The organism is Paenibacillus sp. FSL P2-0136 (genome assembly GCF_037975325.1).
GTDB lineage: Bacteria > Bacillota > Bacilli > Paenibacillales > Paenibacillaceae > Paenibacillus_AQ > Paenibacillus_AQ silagei.
In genome coordinates, this window is sequence record NZ_CP150244.1 from 1,499,193 (window position 1) to 1,518,143 (window position 18,951).

12 protein-coding genes are annotated in these 18,951 nt (G+C 55.2%); all 12 read left to right on the forward strand.

Features of this window, described 5'->3' with window-relative positions; genetic code table 11:
• The first annotated feature begins 16 nt into the window (after positions 1 to 16).
• The 12 genes from iolB (at position 17) to NYE26_RS06310 (ending at position 18,945) form a co-directional block, all read left to right on the forward strand.
• Positions 17 to 850, forward strand: coding sequence for a 5-deoxy-glucuronate isomerase (iolB, locus tag NYE26_RS06255; RefSeq protein WP_036725770.1), 834 nt, complete (start codon positions 17 to 19; stop codon positions 848 to 850).
• A 430-nt stretch (positions 851 to 1,280) separates the two neighbouring features.
• A complete protein-coding gene (locus NYE26_RS06260; RefSeq protein WP_339254691.1) occupies positions 1,281 to 2,291 on the forward strand; it encodes a LacI family DNA-binding transcriptional regulator in 1,011 nt (336 codons plus the stop codon).
• A gap of 1,260 nt (positions 2,292 to 3,551) precedes the next feature.
• Entirely contained in the window at positions 3,552 to 4,562 is a 1,011-nt protein-coding gene (gene iolC, locus NYE26_RS06265; RefSeq protein WP_339254693.1) for a 5-dehydro-2-deoxygluconokinase, read from the forward strand.
• A gap of 47 nt (positions 4,563 to 4,609) precedes the next feature.
• Entirely contained in the window at positions 4,610 to 6,070 is a 1,461-nt protein-coding gene (locus tag NYE26_RS06270; RefSeq protein ID WP_036725762.1) for a CoA-acylating methylmalonate-semialdehyde dehydrogenase, read from the forward strand.
• Positions 6,071 to 6,093: 23 nt separating this feature from the next.
• On the forward strand, positions 6,094 to 8,040 hold the full coding sequence (gene iolD / locus NYE26_RS06275; protein WP_339254697.1) for a 3D-(3,5/4)-trihydroxycyclohexane-1,2-dione acylhydrolase (decyclizing): 1,947 nt from the start codon (positions 6,094 to 6,096) through the stop codon (positions 8,038 to 8,040).
• 94 nt (positions 8,041 to 8,134) lie between these two features.
• Positions 8,135 to 9,031 (forward strand): myo-inosose-2 dehydratase, encoded by an 897-nt coding sequence (gene iolE / locus NYE26_RS06280; protein ID WP_339257353.1) that lies wholly within the window; start codon positions 8,135 to 8,137, stop codon positions 9,029 to 9,031.
• A 916-nt stretch (positions 9,032 to 9,947) separates the two neighbouring features.
• The gene (locus NYE26_RS06285; protein WP_339254699.1) at positions 9,948 to 12,215 is read left to right on the forward strand and encodes a helix-turn-helix domain-containing protein; all 2,268 of its coding nucleotides are present in this window, start codon (positions 9,948 to 9,950) and stop codon (positions 12,213 to 12,215) included.
• Positions 12,216 to 12,626: 411 nt separating this feature from the next.
• Positions 12,627 to 14,240, forward strand: coding sequence for an extracellular solute-binding protein (locus NYE26_RS06290; protein WP_036725756.1), 1,614 nt, complete (start codon positions 12,627 to 12,629; stop codon positions 14,238 to 14,240).
• Positions 14,241 to 14,377: 137 nt separating this feature from the next.
• Positions 14,378 to 15,217 (forward strand): ABC transporter permease subunit, encoded by an 840-nt coding sequence (locus NYE26_RS06295; RefSeq protein WP_235191891.1) that lies wholly within the window; start codon positions 14,378 to 14,380, stop codon positions 15,215 to 15,217.
• 25 nt (positions 15,218 to 15,242) lie between these two features.
• On the forward strand, positions 15,243 to 16,115 hold the full coding sequence (locus NYE26_RS06300) for a carbohydrate ABC transporter permease (RefSeq protein WP_036725750.1): 873 nt from the start codon (positions 15,243 to 15,245) through the stop codon (positions 16,113 to 16,115).
• Between the two features lie 31 nt (positions 16,116 to 16,146).
• Positions 16,147 to 17,097 (forward strand): TIM barrel protein, encoded by a 951-nt coding sequence (locus NYE26_RS06305; protein ID WP_339254702.1) that lies wholly within the window; start codon positions 16,147 to 16,149, stop codon positions 17,095 to 17,097.
• A 69-nt stretch (positions 17,098 to 17,166) separates the two neighbouring features.
• Entirely contained in the window at positions 17,167 to 18,945 is a 1,779-nt protein-coding gene (locus NYE26_RS06310) for a hypothetical protein (protein ID WP_339254704.1), read from the forward strand.
• Positions 18,946 to 18,951 lie beyond the last annotated feature (6 nt).

Consider the following 18,951-nt stretch of genomic DNA (forward strand, 5'->3'; position numbering starts at 1 on the left):
AGGAGGATGAACGAGGATGTCTGATCTACTGATTAAGGCCGGAGCGCCGGATAAGGATGGCTGTATCGCTGCGGTCAGCCCCGAGAGTGCCGGATGGAAGTATGTCGGGTTCGAGGTGTACCAATTGCAGGCCGGGGCTACCCTGGAGCGTGATAGCGGGGGGAACGAGATCTGCCTGGTGCTGCTGGCGGGCAAAGCAGATATAGAGGTGGATGGCGAGCGGTTCGCCGATATCGGCGGACGCATGTCAGTCTTTGAAGATATGGCTCCTTATGCTGTGTATGTTCCGGCCGGAGCGCATTATGAGGTTACTGCACTGACAGAGCTGGAGCTTGGAGTCTGTCTTGCTCCGGGAAGCGGCAAATATCCGGCACGGCTGATTACCCCGTCAGATGCGGCAATTGAGGATCGCGGCTATGGCAGTATGTCACGCAAGGTTGTTAATATCCTGCCTGAGCAGAGTGTGGCCGAGAGCCTGCTGGTGGTCGAGGTGCGTACGGGCGGCGGCAATTGGTCCAGCTATCCGCCGCACAAGCATGACCAGGATAACCTGCCGGCCGAATCCTATCTGGAGGAGACGTACTATCACCGGGTCAATCCCGCCCACGGCTTCGTGGTGCAGCGGGTCTATAATGATGACCGCAGTCTCGACGAGACTATTGCTGTTCCGGATAAGAGCATTGTGCTTGTGCCGGAGGGCTATCATCCTGTCTCAGCACCGCCGGGATATGATTCGTATTATCTTAACGTGATGGCCGGACCGGTGCGCACATGGGTGTTCCACAATGATCCCGATCATGAGTGGCTGTTCAAGCCGGGACAGAGCGGGTCTGCGGCAGCGGCAGAGTGAATAGAGTCGAAGAGGGTAGAAGGTATGTAGCTTGGTAGACAAGCGAATGGTTTATAATGGGGCTTCCGCGCAGCGGGAGCCTTTTTTACTGTAGAGGAAATTATGATTTTCTTCTGTTGTGGATAAATGGCGCTCAGGCATGTGGCCCGAATGTATGCGGAAAACAGCATACATTTGCTGGTACGCAGGCATGTGGCCCGAATATATGCGGAAAACAGCATACATTGTGCTCACATGCAGGCGCATGGCCCGAATGTATGCAAAAAACAGCATACATTTGCTGGCGCGTAGGTAATCTCATTCACCCGTAAGGGTTATTTAAATAGCTGGTTTGTTGAAGACACACATACCCGATAGATAGACAGCGTGGGAGGACTTCCTTATAATCGAAGGATAAGAAGGCATGAACGCAAAGGCGGGCTTAATAACAATGAAACCTACGATCTATGATGTGGCACGGGAAGCAGGCGTCTCTATCGCTACGGTGTCCAAGGTATTGAATAAAAGCGGCCGGATCAGCGACAAGACGCGGGAAAAGGTAGGGCGGGTCATGGAGGAGCTGAACTACCAGCCCAGTCTGGTAGCTTCTGCGTTGACCAGCCGCCGGACGGGTACCATCGGGCTGATGATCCCCGATATTGCCAATCCTTTTTTTGCGGAGACGGCCCGCGGCATCGAGGATTACGCCCAGGAGCAGGGCAGCGACTTAATCGTGTGCAGTACGGACCGCAGCGATGAGAAGGCGGCCCGGTACATCTCGCTGCTGCTGCGCAAACGGGTGGATGGCCTGATTATTGCCTCTCATACGGGGAATCCTGAGCTGATTCGCGGAATGGTGGCTGATCATGTGCCGCTTGTGCTGTTCTCAGCCGATATCCGTATGCTGGAGGGCAACAGTGTCACCGTCGATGATTACAAAGGCGGCTATCAGGCCACGGAATATTTGCTGTCCCTCGGTCACCGCAGGCTGGGAGTGATCTCTGACAATCTGCCGGGGAGCAGGCTGCGTGTGGAGGGATTCCTGGATGCGCTGAAGGCGGCGGGGGTTTCTTTTGACAATCCGGCGAATATGATTCACACCTCGGCTACGTTGGAGAACGGGCGCACCGCAGCGGCAGAGATGCTGAACCAGGCAGAGGACGTACGCCCGACTGCCATCTTTGCCTGCAACGATCTATTGGCGATCGGGGTGCTCAAGGAGGCGCGCAGTGCCGGCCTGTCCATTCCCCGCGACCTGTCCGTAGTAGGCTTCGACAATACGATGCTGGCCGAAATCTGCCATCCCTCGCTGACCAGTATCGCCCAGCCTCTGCGCGAGATGACCGAGCAGGCGATGCTTCTGCTGAATGAATCAATCAGTAACCCCACCAGCCCCAAGCGCAAAATCATGCTGATGCCCGAACTTGTCATCCGCCATTCGACGGGTCCGGTTCCGCACTAACCACACACTATCTATTCAAGACCTGTTCCGGCTGCGGCTGGGAGCGGGTCTTTTTTTGCGTGCTGTAGTGGGGGAAGAGCGCGAGTGTGTGGAGGGACGTGGCCGGATGTATGTAGAAAACCAAATACATTGGGCGGGGCGAGTGTGCGTGGGCGAGATGTAAACGAAAAACCGAACATAATGGATATTGCGGAGGCGCGTGGGCGGAATGTAAGCGAAAAACAGGCATGACAAGACAGAGGCCTTGTCACCCCCAGGAATGAAAATAAGTCGGGTGCATCAGTCGCATCCCGACTTTTATTTTCGTATTAAACCGAACACAATGCACCGCCGCGAGGGGACACAGCCGAATGTAGGCGAAAAACCGAACACAATGCACCGCCGCGAGGGGACACAGCCGAATGTAGGCGAAAAACCGAACACAATGCACCGCCGCGAGGGAACACGGCCGAATGTAGGCGAAAAACCGAACACAATGGGCGCTGTGGAGGCGTGTGGGCGAGATGTAAGCGAAAAACCGAACACAATGTGCCAGTTAGCAAGCGAGCGGACCGAATGTATGCCACAAACCGAAGACAATGGGCTAGCCGACTCTCCCCGCTAGGCAACAACGTGTGCTAAGTCGGAGAACAAGTGGATTTACTACAACTACTGAGGAACGATTGCCCGCCGGAGGAGCAGTAGTTGGAAAAAGGGCACTTAAATAATCCCGACACCCCCCGTGGAGGAAAAATCAATCACAGGAGTTGCTTTTTTTCCACTTGCTTGCTCCTAAGTATCAAAAAACGCGGAATTAAGCTGCGGTTTTCCACCTGTTTTTCCGGGGGGGGATATCCCCCTTCATCTCCTTCCACCCGATTATTGATATCGCTTTCAAATTGAGGATTGCCAAAAGCTCGCTTCTAAACTATACTAAAGTAGAAAATTAGGTTAAGCGCTTACCCTTCCCCCGAAAAGAAATGAAACATTCTGTGCCGAAGGAAACGATTAAATGTTGAAATGCTCAATCCACACGCCAAGCGACTCTTACAGCAGTATCAAAATAATCTTACGCGTATGCGATTTATAGCTGCACTGTACGATCTACAACTTCACCATGCGATCTACCTACAGCTTCACTGTACGAATTACAACTTCACTGTGTGAAATACAGTTTCATTGCTCGATTCACATCTTCATTGTCCAATTCATGACGTTTTACAGCCATTCGTATTACGGAACGAACTACCTTTTCCCTAGCTTGATCAAGGAGGCATCACTATGAACGGTTTACAGTTCGACCCTGACCGGCGGCTGGATGTAGTTGCTGTTGGCCGGTTGTGTATTGATTTGAACGCCAATGAGACCGGGCGGCCGATGGAAGAGACGATGACCTTCACCAAATATGTCGGCGGCTCTCCGGCCAATATTATCATTGGTGCAGCGCGGCTCGGCATGCGTACCGGCTTCATCGGCAAGCTGGCCGACGACCAGATGGGCAGGTTCATCCGCAGCTATCTGCGCAAGGATGGCATTGACGACAGCCAGGTGTGCGTGGACCGGACGGGTGCGGTGACGGGGCTGGCTTTTACAGAAATTAAGAGCCCGCAGGAATGCAGCATTCTAATGTACCGCGACCATGTGGCTGATCTGCTGCTGAACACGGAGGAGATCTCGGAGGAGTACATCGCCAGCTCCAAGGCGCTGCTCATCTCCGGTACGGCGCTGGCGCAGAGCCCTTCCCGCGAAGCGGTGTTCCTGGCACTGGAATTTGCCCGCAAGCATAATGTGACCGTGTTCTTCGATCTCGATTACCGCCCTTATACCTGGACATCAGCCGCTGAAACGGCGGTCTACTATAACCTTGCTGCTGAGAAAAGCCACTGCATCATCGGCACGCGCGAAGAATTCGACATGATGGAGAATCTGTATAATCTGGCTGGCGCCGATGATCAGGCCACGGCAGCCCGCTGGTTCTCGCATCAGGCAGAGCTGGTAGTCATCAAGCACGGCGGCAGCGGCTCAATTGGCTATACAGCGGATGGACAGAGCCACCGGAGCGGGATTTTCCCGGCAAAAGTACTCAAGACGTTCGGTGCAGGTGATTCCTATGCGTCAGCCTTTATCCACAGTCTGATGAGCGGGCACAGTGTCAGCGAGGCGATGCGGCGCGGCAGTGCTTCAGCATCCATTGTCATCTCCCGCCACAGCTGCTCCGATGCTATGCCAACCCTGGAGGAGCTGGAGGAATTCCTGCGAACCAACGAGGAGGTTACAGCAGGAGCGCAATAAGTAAGGTTAGTCAGCAGACTTTATATAGAACAGAAGGAGTGGACAGAATGACAGAGCAAACGGCACAAGTACTCAAAAATTATATCAACGGGCAATGGGTAACAGCCGATACGGAGCAGACGGAGCCGGTAGTGAATCCGGCCACAGGTGAGCTGCTGGGCAGAACGCCTCTATCCGGCAGAGCCGATGTAGACCGGGCGGTGGCGGCGGCTAAGGCAGCTTTTGCAGGCTGGTCCGCAACACCGGTGCCGCGCAGAGCACGGATTCTGTTCAAATATCAGCAGCTGCTAGTAGAGAATTGGGAGCCGCTGGCGAAGATCATCACCCTGGAGAACGGCAAAAGCTTCAAAGAAGCCTACGGCGAGGTCCAACGCGGCATTGAATGCGTAGAATTCGCAGCAGGTGCTCCGACACTGATGATGGGCCGGCAGCTGCCGGATATTGCGACTGGCATCGAGTCAGGCATGTACCGCTATCCGATTGGAGTGGTTGGCGGGATTACCCCGTTCAATTTCCCGATGATGGTGCCTTGCTGGATGTTCCCGCTGGCGATTGCCTGCGGCAACACCTTTGTGCTGAAGCCATCGGAGCGTACACCGCTGCTGGCGGCCCGCCTTGCGGAGCTGCTGGAGGAAGCCGGATTGCCTAACGGTGTGCTGAATGTGGTGAACGGCGCGCATGAGGTGGTGAACGGGTTGCTGGAGCACCCGGATGTGAAGGCGATTTCTTTTGTCGGATCGCAGCCGGTGGCGGAATATGTATACAAAAAAGGAACGGACCATCTCAAGCGCGTTCAGGCGCTGGCCGGAGCGAAGAACCACTCCATCGTACTGGCGGACGCGAACCTGGAGGCTTCGGCCTCCCAGATTGTGAATGCGGCCTTCGGCTCTGCCGGGGAACGCTGCATGGCCTGCTCGGTGGTAACGGTGCAGGAGGAAGTTGCTGATGAGCTGATCTCGATTCTGCTGCGGGAGTGCAACAGCATGACCATCGGGAATGGACTGGAGGAGGATACGTTCCTGGGGCCGGTGATCCGTCAAGGCCATAAAGAGCGGACAGTTAGCTACATTGAACAGGGGATCGCCGAAGGCGCGAAGCTGCTCAGGGATGGCCGTGAGGATGCGGCGGTACAGGGAGACGGTTATTTCATCGGACCTACGCTGTTCGACGGGGTGACAGAGGAGATGAAGATCTGGCAGGAGGAGATTTTTGCGCCGGTGCTGTCGGTGATCCGGGTGAAGGATGTAGCCCAGGCGGTGGAGATTGCGAATCGCTCGCGGTTTGCGAACGGAGCTTGTATCTTCACGAATGATGGCGGGAAAGTCCGTTACTTCCGCGAACATATCGAGTCCGGCATGCTGGGAGTCAATGTTGGAGTGCCTGCACCGATGGCCTTCTTCCCGTTCTCAGGCTGGAAGGATTCCTTCTACGGCGATCTTCATGCGAACGGAAGCGACGGGGTGGAATTCTATACGCGCAAAAAAGTCGTCACTGCCCGCTGGCAGTAGACAAGGCGAAGGGAGGACATGAAGTGGAACGTATCCGATTAACGACAGCGCAGGCGCTGGTTAAATTTCTGAATCAGCAGTATGTGGATTACGGCGGCGGGCCGGAACGCTTCGTGCACGGGGTATTCACCGTGTTCGGGCATGGCAATGTACTTGGATTGGGGCAGGCGCTGCAGGAGGCACCGGGAGAGCTGACGGTGTATCAGGGACGCAATGAGCAAGGGATGGTTCACGCGGCAACCGCGTTCGCCAAGCAGAGCCGCAGACGGAAGATTATGGCCTGTACGGCTTCAGTAGGGCCGGGGGCTGCTAATATGCTGACGGCTGCTGCAACAGCAACGGCGAATCAGATTCCTGTGCTGCTGCTGCCGGGAGATACCTTCGCTACCCGCCAGCCGGACCCGGTGCTCCAGCAGATGGAGCATACGTATAATCTGTCGATCACGGTCAATGACGCCTTCAAGGCAGTCAGCAAATACTGGGACCGGGTCACCCGGCCGGAGCAGCTGATGTCGGCAATGCTGAACGCGATGCGGGTGCTGACGGATCCGGGAGATACCGGGGCGGTTACGATTGCGCTGCCGCAGGATGTGCAGGGCGAAGCCTGGGAGTATCCGGCTGATTTCTTCCGCAAGCGGATTCACCGGGTCATCGCCCGGCTGCCTCATCCGCAGGAGATTGCGGCTGCGGCTGAGCTGATCGCCAGCAAGCAGCGCCCGCTGCTGGTCTGCGGCGGGGGTGTCCGGTATGGGGATGCCGGAGCGGCGCTGCGCGCTTTTGCCGAGAAATTCGCCATTCCGTTCGGAGAGACCCAGGCCGGCAAAAGCGCCGTAGCCAGCAGCTTCGAGTACAACCTCGGCGGCATCGGCGTCACCGGCAACGGCTGCGCGAATGCGCTGGCCCCTGAGGCCGATCTGGTGATCGGCGTCGGCACCCGGTTTACGGACTTCACCACCGCCTCGAAGAGTCTGTTCAGTCATCCTGAGGTGGAATTCCTGACGCTGAACGCCTCGCCATATCATGCGGCCAAGCTGGATGCGCTGGCGGTGGTCTGCGATGCTGCCGAAGGCTTGAACGCCTTAGCCGCAGCGCTGGAAGAGCGGGGATACCGCTCTGGGTATACGGATGAGATCACCCAGGCGAAGAAATCGTGGGCTGCAGAGAGGGAACGCCTGGCTGGTGTGGAGTATCCGGTGAACATCGGCAACACAGGTGCGTTCACCCCGGAGGTAGCCGGACATCTCGATGAGAAGCTCCCGGAATATGCAGAGGTGCTAGGTACTTCGCTGACCCAGACGCAGGTGCTGGGGATCATTAATGAAGCGATTCCGCAGGATGCGATTGTCATTGGAGCGGCGGGTAGTCTGCCGGGAGATATGCAGCGGATGTGGAACTCGGAGATACCGGATACCTACCATATGGAATACGGCTTCTCGTGTATGGGCTATGAGATTGCCGGGGCGCTGGGCATCAAGCTGGCTGAGCCGGGGCGTGAAGTCTACGCGTTGGTAGGGGACGGCAGCTACCAGATGCTGCATTCCGAGCTGGTAACCAGCCTGCAGGAGAACCGGAAGATCAACGTCCTTCTGCTGGATAATGCAGGCTTCGGCTGTATTAATAATCTGCAGATGGAGCAGGGAATGGACAGCATAGCCACAGAATTCCGCCACCGGGGTACGGACGGCCAGCTCAGCGGTGAGCTGATGCGGATCGACTATGCGGCGAGTGCGGCCGGTTATGGGGTGCAGACCTTCCGCGCGTCTACAGCCCAGGAGCTTCGCACGGCCCTGGCGGCGGCCCGCCAATCGGAACGCTCCACGCTGATCGACATCAAAGTGCTGCCGAAGACGATGACCCACGGCTATGGGGCCTGGTGGAATGTCGGGGTTGCGGAAGTGTCCGGCAAGGAAGCGGTACAGGAGGCTTATGACCGGAAGCACAGCGGACTCAAGAAAGCCCGGAGCTACTAAGCGGGCGCTGCATGTGCGCGAACCAAGGCAGACGGCGCACAGTGGATCAAGGATTCTGCCATACTTGGGATTGTGGAAGGGGTAGAACATGAGCATGTTCAGAGACAATGCCGTCCGGCTGGCGATCGCTCCGATTGCCTGGACGAATGATGATATGCCTGAGCTGGGTGGCGGCAATACGTTCGAGCAATGCATCAGCGAGATGGCGCTTGCCGGATATGAGGGCAGCGAGGTGGGCAACAAGTATCCGCGTTCCCCGGAGCTTTTGCACAAGGCACTGGAACTGCGCGGTCTGAGTATCGCCAGTGCCTGGTTCAGCGCCTTCCTGACGGTGCGTCCGTATGAGGAGACAGCGGAAGCCTTCCGTGCGCACCGGGATTTCCTGCATGAGATGGGTGCCAAGGTCATTGTCGTATCCGAGCAGGGCCGGAGTATTCAGGGGCAGATGGATACGCCGCTGTTCGCTGACAAGCCGGTATTTACCGAAGCGGATTGGGCTGCGCTTGCGGCAGGTCTTAGCGGGCTGGGACGGCTGGCGGCTGAGAAGGGCATGACGCTGGTCTATCACCATCACATGGGCACCGGGGTGCAGACCGCAGCGGAGATTGCCCGGCTGATGGAGCTTACAGATCCTAATGAAGTGTCGCTGCTATACGATACGGGACATCTGGCCTTCTCCGGCGAGAATCCGCTGGAGGTGCTGCGTGAGCATCTGCCGCGGATTAAGCATGTGCATCTGAAGGACATCCGTCCGGGGGTAGTCGAGCGGGTGAAGGCAGAGAACCTAAGCTTCCTTCAGGCGGTAAAAGCGGGAGCCTTCACCGTACCGGGCGATGGCTGTATCGCATTCGGGGAGATTTTTGCCGAACTGGCTGCCTCCCCCTACACGGGATGGTTCGTTGTTGAAGCGGAGCAGGACCCGGCGCTGGCCGATCCGCTGGAATATGCGATCAAGGCGCGGCGGTATATCCGGGAACATAGCGGTTTGTAGCCTGCGGGTTTAGGGCGAGCCGCCTCGGGATAGATGATGTATGGGATAGTATATGGTTTGAACATTTCACCCTTCGGGGTGATTTTGTTATTGTACGGGCTGGTAGCTAATTAAGGAAACAAGGGGCATTAGTGCACCTGAATTCGGCAAGTTTGAGCGAAATGAGGAAATGAAGAGCATTAGTGCACCTGAATTCGGCAGATGTGGGCGAAATGAGGAAATGAAGAGCATTAGTGCACCTGAATTCAGCAGATGTGGGCGAAATGAGGAAATGAAGAGCATTAGTGCACCTGAATTCGGCAAGTTTGAGCGAAATGAGGAAATGAAGAGCATTAGTGCACCTGAATTCAGCAGATAAGGGTGAGTGCGGAAGTCCTGCATAAATTGCAACAATGTTGCTCAACAGGAGCGGCCTGTGCGGAAATCCTGCACGAAAAGCAACAATGCCAGCCCTAATTTACTTTATACACTAGGATTCCTGCAAATGCTGCAACAATACGCCACAGCCAGTAACTAATTTAGATAATTCCTGCTCAAAGTGCAGCAATGCTGCTTAATTGGAAGTGGTGAGTTCGGCCCATCACAGTTCATCTAATTAGCCGGTCCCAGACAGAAGTTAGTCCACAGCCAGCAGCTAATCTCCACATTTACCCACTCCAGCCCGTTATTCCCAAGCGGGCATTGGCACAGGTGCGCGGGGAGGGAGGGGCTGCGGGTAGAATGACTTTATCTGGTTAGCTGGAGGGGAAGCGCATGTGCTATAATGGCAGGAATTCGAACGGCGGTCAGTATGGCCGGTTGCCGCAGATGAAATAGATCTGAAGTCCATAGCCGCCCCAGAGCAGCCTTGGACGATATGTATATGAAGCGGCCGGATGCGGCCGGGTATTCTGATGGTTGTGGAGGAGGTTGTCGAATGTCCCGTTCCTGGTATCGCCGGTTGCTGCTGTCTTATTTCCCTATATTTTTGCTGACGGTGACGATTCTGATCTTTGCCTCATTTGTGTTTATTAATGATATCTCCCGGACGGAGACGAAGAAGGCAGACCGCATCTCCGCCAGCTATCTCAGGGATAGTGTGGACCGGACGATCAAGGAAGCCGAGCTGTCGGTGCTGGATGCGGTAGAGCGGAGCGAGGTCTACAAACGTTATTTCAATACGCAGAGCCAGCCGGACCAGGCGACGGTCTATGCGGTTGCCCAGAGTCTGCGAAATCTGATACAGGAATCCTCATATATCCAGTCGGTGTATTTGTATGACCGGGTGCGTGGAAGCGTTCTAACCGATACGGGACTGAAGGAGCTGGAGGGATTCGCCGATGAGGACTGGATCAGGGCCATGACTTCGACTCCGGCAGTACCGGAAGGCTGGCAACCGGTCAGGGATTATCATTCGGGTCTGTCCCAGCGTACAGAAATTCGTGTGCTGACAACCAATAAAGCAATGCCGCTTCCCTTCGGCTCCGGGGGAATACTAGTCATTAACATCAAAGTGAGTGCCCTGGAGCAGCTCATAGACAGCATGGTTAACCAGCAGCTCTCGTTCATGACTATTCTGGACGGCAATGGCAACACCGTGTACCAGGCCCATTCCGATACGGAAGGTGCGGCTGACGGCAAGCTGCTGAACACACTTAAGCTGGAGAGAACCGGCTGGACGTTCGAGAGCGGAATCAAGGCGGGGAATCTGTTCAGTTGGGTCTCTGTGATCTCTTATCTCTGGGTAGCGATTGCGGTGGGGACCGTGCTCTGTGCGGTATTGTATCTGATCTATGTAACCCGGCGCAATTATAAGCCGATCCAGGTGATTATGAACCGGATTGAAGGCCATCAGATCCGCACGATGGATCAGTCTACCGACAGGCCGGACGAGATGATGCTGATTGACGGCGTGCTGGAGAATCTGATTAACCACATGACCGATTATGATACCAAAACCAGGGAGAACCTGCTGCTGCAGCGCAGCAAGCTGTTCACCGATCTGCTGCATAGCGAGCGGCTGGAGCAGGTGACCCGGCGGCTGGAGGAGCTATCTCCGCTTACCGGTGCGAATGCTTCCTCGCGCTTCATCGTTGTGCTTGGGGAGATCAACCGCTATGAGCAGGTATTCGAGGACCGGTATACCCGGGGGGATCAGAATACGCTGAAGTTTGCCCTGATGAATGTATTTCAGGAATTGGCACGGAATGCGGAGCTGCAGGGATGGGCAGAATGGGTGGGAACCGAACGCGCAGCGATTCTGTTCCTGGCGACTGGCAGCGATCAGGAGATGGAGGCCAAGCTCCGGGTCTTCGCGGAGGATTGCCGCTCCTGGGTCGAGCAGAATCTGCGGATCTCGCTCAGCTTCGGTATCGGCTCCGCTGCCGCCGGGCCGGGGATGATCCGGGAGTCTTATGCGGCAGCCGAATATGTGATGCAGCACAAGCTGCTGATTCATGAGGATATCGTCTTGGCAGGCAGCGGCGAAGCGCGCCAGCCGCTGCTTGAGACGTATAAATATCTGCAGATGATTGCTGAATTCGTGAAGTATTTCCGCATGTCGAGCGGCCAGTGGCGGGAGCAGCTGGAACGGATCTTCGAGTCGTTTGAACAGGATTTCCTGAAGGACGAGGATATCCGTTCCCTGATCCAGGCTATGCTGCAGATGCTGAGCCGGGAAGTGGCGGTGATGTCTGAACAGCTGCAGGACGAGCTGTCGGCAGAGAATGCTGAGGTCCGGCTGAAGCAGCTGGAGGAGGCCGAGGCGCTCCATGAAGTGAAGACGGTTCTATTCGAATATGTCACCGACTTATTCCGCACCTATGTCTCTGCCAGCGAAACGAAGAGCTACCGGGCCATGGTCAATGAGATGAAGGATTATATCGAAGAGAATTTCACGAATCCCGATCTCTCGCTGAAGCATCTGAGTGACCGGTTCCAGGTCTCCGGCAAATATGCCAGCTATCTGTTCAAGACCGAATTCAAAATGAAGTTCGTGGATTTCCTAACTGAGCTGCGGATGAAGCAAGCCGAGCAGCTGCTGATAGATACGGATTGTTCCCTCCAGGATATCGCACTTCAAGTAGGGTATGGGAATGCCATTTCATTCGGAAGAGTCTTCAAGCGGATTGCCGGCATCACGCCGGGCGATTACCGCTCCTCCAGACGCCGCGAAGCAGCCTCCAGATTGGAGCCGCAGGACTAGCGTAAGCTGGGGAAATGAAGGAATTCCGTTTGATGGTTAAGCATGGGATTCATCTGCCGCATTCGTGTAAGGTCCAGGCCGCATTTCTCTTACGCCAACCGCTGAACAAGGGGGGCGAATAGCGATGCGGCCTGTGTTTTTGCTGATATGAAAGCGGTTTATTGTACGAAAATCGTTAGTCTGATAAACCGGATGTCCGAATTCAGGCGCTTTATCGCATCCGAAACAGGTTTATTGTCAGACCTCCGAATGTTATGGAATACTGTGGTCATCCCGCAGCAGCAAGCAGCCTTGAAACACTGAGGCCGGCCTACATGAACGGGATGAACGAATAAGACATACGGGCATCATCAAGCTCGGGGGTATCATGAAGTCACCATTATAGCCTGCTAAGGCGAGGGAGATGGAACAATGACAGTGAACGTAAACCAAAGAGTTCTGAAGAAGGCAATCGGCATCGGCTTGACCGCAGTAATGGGAGCTACTCTGCTTGCAGGCTGTTCCTCAGACGGTAAATCGAATTCGGCAGCCGGAGGTACAGACGCACCCGGGAAGAGCGCGGAACGCGTAACCTTGAAGGTGGAGATCTTCGACCGCGGTAAAACGCCGAAGCAATACACCATTACCAACAACTTCGTGTCCCAGATGATTCAGAAAAATTTCGGTGATCCTAATAATATCAATGTAGAATTTGTCCCGGTGCAGCGTTCTGAAGAAGTGACCAAGTTGAACGTGTTGATGGCCAGTAATACGGATGTGCCGGATATTGTCTTCACTTATGATTCCAGTGTCTTCTACCGTTACGCCCAGCAGGGCGGGTTGACCGACGTAGGTTCCTTATTAGAGGAGCACGGCCAGACGCTGAAGAAATTCATTGGTGACGAGACGATGGCCTTCGGCCAGCTCGACGGCAAGCAGTTCGCTATCCCTGGTAAACGGGCGATTACAGGCCGCTACGCTTCATACATCCGCCAGGACTGGCTGGATAAGCTGGGGCTGCCGGTACCGAAGAACACCGATGAGCTATACACTACTTTGAAAGCGTTTAAAGAGAAGGACCCGGGCGGTCTTGGCAGCAAAACCATTCCGATGGGTATGTCCCTCGGCTCGGCTCAGCTGGAGACCCTGATCTACTCCTTCATCAAGCCGATCAGCGGTGACCTTACTTACAGCCAGCGCTACGAGCTGCCGCTGCATGAGGGCTTCAAGGATGCGGCACAGTTCCTCAACAAGCTCTACAATGAAGGGCTGGTCAGCAAGGACTTCAGTCTGGATGAAGACAAAGCCCAGGTATCCAAGGATATTCAGAACGGCAACGTCGGCTTCTGGTCGGAGGATGTGGATAGTATGTTTTATGCCGATGGCACTCTTGATAATCTCTACAAGAATGTGCCGGGCAGCAAGGTGCTGCCGGCGGATATCCTCACCAATGCCAAGGTGGACAATAAATATATCAAATCCCGCTATGCCTCGAACGGTATGTACATCATGATCCCTAAGAGCAGCAAGCGTGCGGTGGAAGCGGTGAAATATCTCGATTGGATGGCGACTGGCAACAACCTGATTGACATTTACAACGGTGTTGAAGGCGAGAACTATGATATGGTGGACGGCATCCCGGTCGTTAAGGCTGATGTTTCCCAGGAATTCCAAGACCGTCTGTTCACTTCCGGGGACACCGCGATTATCTCCAACGGTAAGAACCTCGGCGATCAGGCTACCAATGAGAAAGCCTGGATTCTGGGCTTCCCTGCCAACAACCAGGAGGCGCTGAAGCAGTCTATTGATATTGCCAACACAGATACTGTGGGTCCTATCGTCTTCGGCAAGCCGATTGAATCGGAATCGAAATACGGCACTACGCTCAGCGACAAGCTTAACGTGATCATCGTGAAGACTGCGATGGCGAAGCCGGATCAATTCGATACTATTTTCGAACAGGAAATGAAGGACTACATGTCTCTGGGCGGAGACAAGCTGAAAGCGGAGCTGGAGCAGGCGCTTACAGAGATTTCAGCCAAATAAACTAAAAAAAGTGAAAACCGGGGGGAGCTGGCATGCTGCTCTGCCCGGTTTTTTCTCCATAGGAGGAGAGGAACTTGAGCAAAGCGTCTTACATCAGAAGGTACTGGCAACTATACGCGCTGCTTTCACTGCCCATTATGTATTTCCTGATTTTCCGCTACGGCCCGATGTACGGGGTGCAGATTGCCTTTAAGGATTTCAACCTGTTCCAAGGCATCAACGGCAGTGAGTGGATCGGCTTCGATGCGTTCCGCGAAGTTTTTGGCATGAAGGAGTTTTACAGCAGTCTGCGCAATACGTTTATGCTGAATTTTCTCGATTTGATAGTGTCTTTCCCGGCCCCGATTATTCTGGCTATTATGCTGTATGAAGTGAAGTCGGTATGGTTCAAAAAAATATCACAGACCCTCCTCTACATTCCCCATTTCATTTCCTGGGTGATTATCGGGGGTATCGTCTATCAATTGTTCGGCAACCAATCCGGTATGGTGAACGGTGTACTGGAGAGCATGGGGCTGAATCCTATTCCTTTTTTGACCGAAAAAAATCCATGGCTGATTACCTACCTGTTCACGGGTGTCTGGCAAAGTGCCGGCTGGGGGACCATCCTGTATCTGGCGGCGCTTACCGGTGTCAACCGCGAGCTGTTCGAGGCTGCTGAAGTGGATGGGGCTACCCGGATGAAGAAGATCTTCTACATTACGTTGCCCAGTATCAAACCAACCATTATTACTCTGCTCATTCTCAACCTGGGGAAAATGGTCAGCATCGGCTTCGATCGTCCTTACATCATCGGGAATACGGCAGTGCGCGAATACTCCGATGTGCTTAGTACCTTCGTCTACCGGATTGGTCTGGAATCGGGCCAATATACGCTGGCAACTGTAGTTGGATTGTTCCAGGCGGTGGTTGGACTGGTGTTCATCCTTGGTTCCAATTATATATCGAAAAAAGTGACCGGCGACGGCATTCTATGATTATACAGAAAGGAGGCGGAGTACGATGAGTGAACGTACCTCTAACCGGATATTTGATATCGTTAACGTTACCTTTATTGCGCTGTTCGTGCTGTTCTGCCTGGCTCCGTTTATACACGTTATTGCGGTGTCCCTCAGCTCCACGCGGGCTATTACTTCCGGGGAAGTTACGATTTTCCCGATTGAGCTGAACTGGAAGGCGTATGTGCAGGTCTTCACCGACAATGCGATGATCCGCTCGCTGATCTTCACCATTATTTTGACGGTTGCGACTACGGTATTATGTATGCTTTTCACCGTTGCAGCTGCTTACCCGCTGACCAAAAGCAAGCTGAAGGGCCGTACGATGTTCATGTACCTGATCATCATCACCATGTTCTTCAGCGGCGGTATTATTCCTGAGTACCTGCTGATCCGTGATCTGCATATGATCGATTCTGTATGGTCGCTGATTCTGCCCGGTCTGGTCAGCCCGTTCAACCTGATTATCCTGATCTCCTTCTTCCGCAGCATTCCGCCGAGTCTGGAAGAATCGGCCGAGATTGACGGCAGCTCGCATATCCGCACCCTGCTCAAAATCGTTCTGCCGTTATCTATGCCGGTTATGGCTACACTTGCGCTCTTCTATGCGGTAGGACGCTGGAACGGATTCCAGGATTCCCTGATGTATATCAATAATCCCGATCTGTATCCGCTTCAGCTGAAGCTATTCCAGATGGTTCAGAACAATATGATCACTGAGCTGACGAACCTGGAGGGGGCGGCCCGCACCAAGCTGCCGCCGGAGAGCCTCAAGGCCGCCACTGTCGTCTTCGCCACGGTACCGATTCTGGTCGTCTATCCTTGGCTGCAGAAATATTTCGTCAGTGGTGTTATGCTGGGAGCTGTGAAGGGCTGATTGATATTACTTAGGCGTTGCGAGAGGAGAGATGGTCGTGGAGGATAAGGGAGAATTCTCCTTCTCCACCTGCTGGAATATGAGACGTCATTCTACAGGTGATGGATTACTTAATGAGATCCGGGAGCTGGGGTTCCGCAGGGTGGAGCTGAATTATAATGTGACGGAGGAAATGCTGGTTACCATCGAGCCGATGATTGAACGCGGGGAGATCGGTATATCGAGCGTTCATAATACGTTCCCCCATGTCCCGGACCCTGACTACGGCACGGATTCGGTCCTGCTGGGCTTCGAGGACAAGGAGAAACGGAAGCGGGCGATAGACCTGCTGGTTCGCTCGGCAGAGTACGCTCAGCGTTACGGCGGCGAAGCCGTGGTAGTGCATCCGGGCGAGGTACCGTTCCCGTATGATATCTCCGGGGAGCTGGAGCAGATCTACGAGGGGCAGGGCAGGGATTCGGCAGCTTACCGCAGCAAATGGGCGGAGCTGATGGAGCGGCGTGAAGCGTATAGTACAGGCTATGTGCAGACCATTATAGAGAGTCTGGACGAGGTGTGTAACCGCGCGGTGTCCAAGGGGCTGAATATCCGCTTCGGCATCGAGACCCGCTCCAAGCCGCAGCAGATTCCAACGCTCGCCGAAGCGAAGACGATAATCAATGCGTTAAAAGGAGCGCCGGTCGGCATTTGGTATGATACCGGCCATGCCATTATGATGGACCGTCTGGGCCTGTACGACAGTATCGTGGAAATGGAAGGGCTGATGGATGATATCGTCGGCGTCCATATTCATGAGACGATCGGCCTCTCCGACCACTGGTGCCCTTATGTGAACAGCGGAGATCCGGATTTCTACGATGCCTATCTGCCGATGATTGAACGGGCGCAGGTCAAGGTGTATGAACTGAAGGCGGCCTGCCGCCCGGAAGAGATACATGAGAGCCACCGTCTGCTTACAGCCAAGCTGGCGCGCAGAGGATAGGCCGCAGGCGGATGGGCATCAGAGGAATCAGAGAAATTAGCCAGAGAGCTTCCCGCAAGGAGGAACCTAATGTATAAGCAATTGGTAGAGAGTAATGACAGAGCAGTAGAGCAGGGAATTCCCCGGCAGGTGCTGGATCAGAGCAACCTGTATTATGGGGGAACCCTTGATCCCCATACGGGGATTGCCTGGGTGAATCACACCACTGGTACCCCGACGGATATGTGTTACTGGGGTGCGGCGCTGGTGAACCCGGATTCGAAGTATTACCGGGATGAGGAGCTGCTGGAACAGCTGAAGCTGGCGACGGAGTTCGTGCTGCGCTTCCAGCATCAGGACGGCTCCATCTCCCCGGGCTGGACGAATTATCATTCGCCGCCGGATACGGCCTTCGTTGTGGTCGGCTACGCGCAGTTATATCAGCTGCTGGCGAAGCAGGAGTGGCCGCCGCTTCAGCCGGTGCTGGACAACATGCTCCTGTTCCTGGAGCAGTCCCTCCCCGTAATGCTTACGGGCGGGGTCCATACTCCGAATCACCGCTGGGTGATGTGCGCGGCGCTAGGGTTTCTCTATGAGCTGTTCGGCAGAGAAGAGGCCCGGCAGCGGGCGGATGAATGGCTGGCAGAAGGAATGGACATCACGCCGGACGGGGAATGGACCGAGCGGAGCAACGGCATCTACAGCGCCGTAAGTGATATTATGCTGATTCATGCCGCCCGGCTGCTGGATAAGCCGGAGCTGCTGGAACCGGTGCGCCGGAACCTGCACATGATGGTCTACCTTGTTCACCCGTCCGGCGAAGTCGTGACCGATTATTCCGGGCGGCAGGATCTGGGGGTGCTCCATGATCTGTCTCCTTATTATCTGCCGTATGCGATCCTTGCCCGTTCGGACAAGGATGCCGTGCTGGCCGGTATGGCGGAATGGGCCGGACGCTCCTTGTCCAATCCAGGCGTCTGCTCGGTGAACGCCCTGGTACGTATGCTGCTGGAGCCGGAGCTGCAGCAGCCGCCGGAGGCTACAGCAGAGCTGCCTGTACAGTATGAGCAAATCCTGAACGGTGATTTCCTGCGGGAGCGCTATCTGCAAAGAATGGAGTCAGCGGGTCACCAGGGACGGATCTACCACAGCCGGCTGCATACCGACTTCGGGGCGCCTGTGGCCCGGCTCAGAGACGGGGCGACCAGCGTGACGCTGATCACGGAGACGCCTTCGTTCTTCGCGATGCGTCACGGTGCTGTAAGGCTACTGGCCGTGCAGCTGAATACCAGCTTCTACCCCGGGTTCGTGCCGATGCAGGAGATGACCCGGCTGCCGGAGGGCTACCTGCTGAAGGGCGTGCAGAAGAAGGGCTACTACGGTCCGGTGGAGAGTGCGCTTCTCCCGCCGGAAGCGGGTACGGCTGTCAGTCCGTGGTATCTTTTGCCGCATCAGAGCCGTTCGCTGACCCATGAACAGACGCTGTCTGTGGAGACAGAGATACACCGTACAGAGACGGGCTGGACGATCCGGCTGCACTGCGCGGAGCCTGCCCAGGTCCTGGCTCAATTGTCCTTCAAATTCGGCTGGGAAGGTAACTTCGCTTCAGGTGAGCTAGAGCCAGCGGATCAGAACAACTTCACCCTGGGAGAACTGCAGTCAGTGGACGAGGATAACTTCCTGTGGAGCGGCGGGCAGATTCGGTATACTTCTGGCGGAGAGTGGATCGACCTGACGGGCGGCGAAATGGCCCATCTCGGCAGAACATCCCCGGAACCCGGCCCGCCGAAGAGCTACAAAACCGTGCAGGTTAACCTGGTGACCCCGTTTGACAAGACATTTACGCTAACTCTCTCTCCTGCGCAGTAGAGTTGG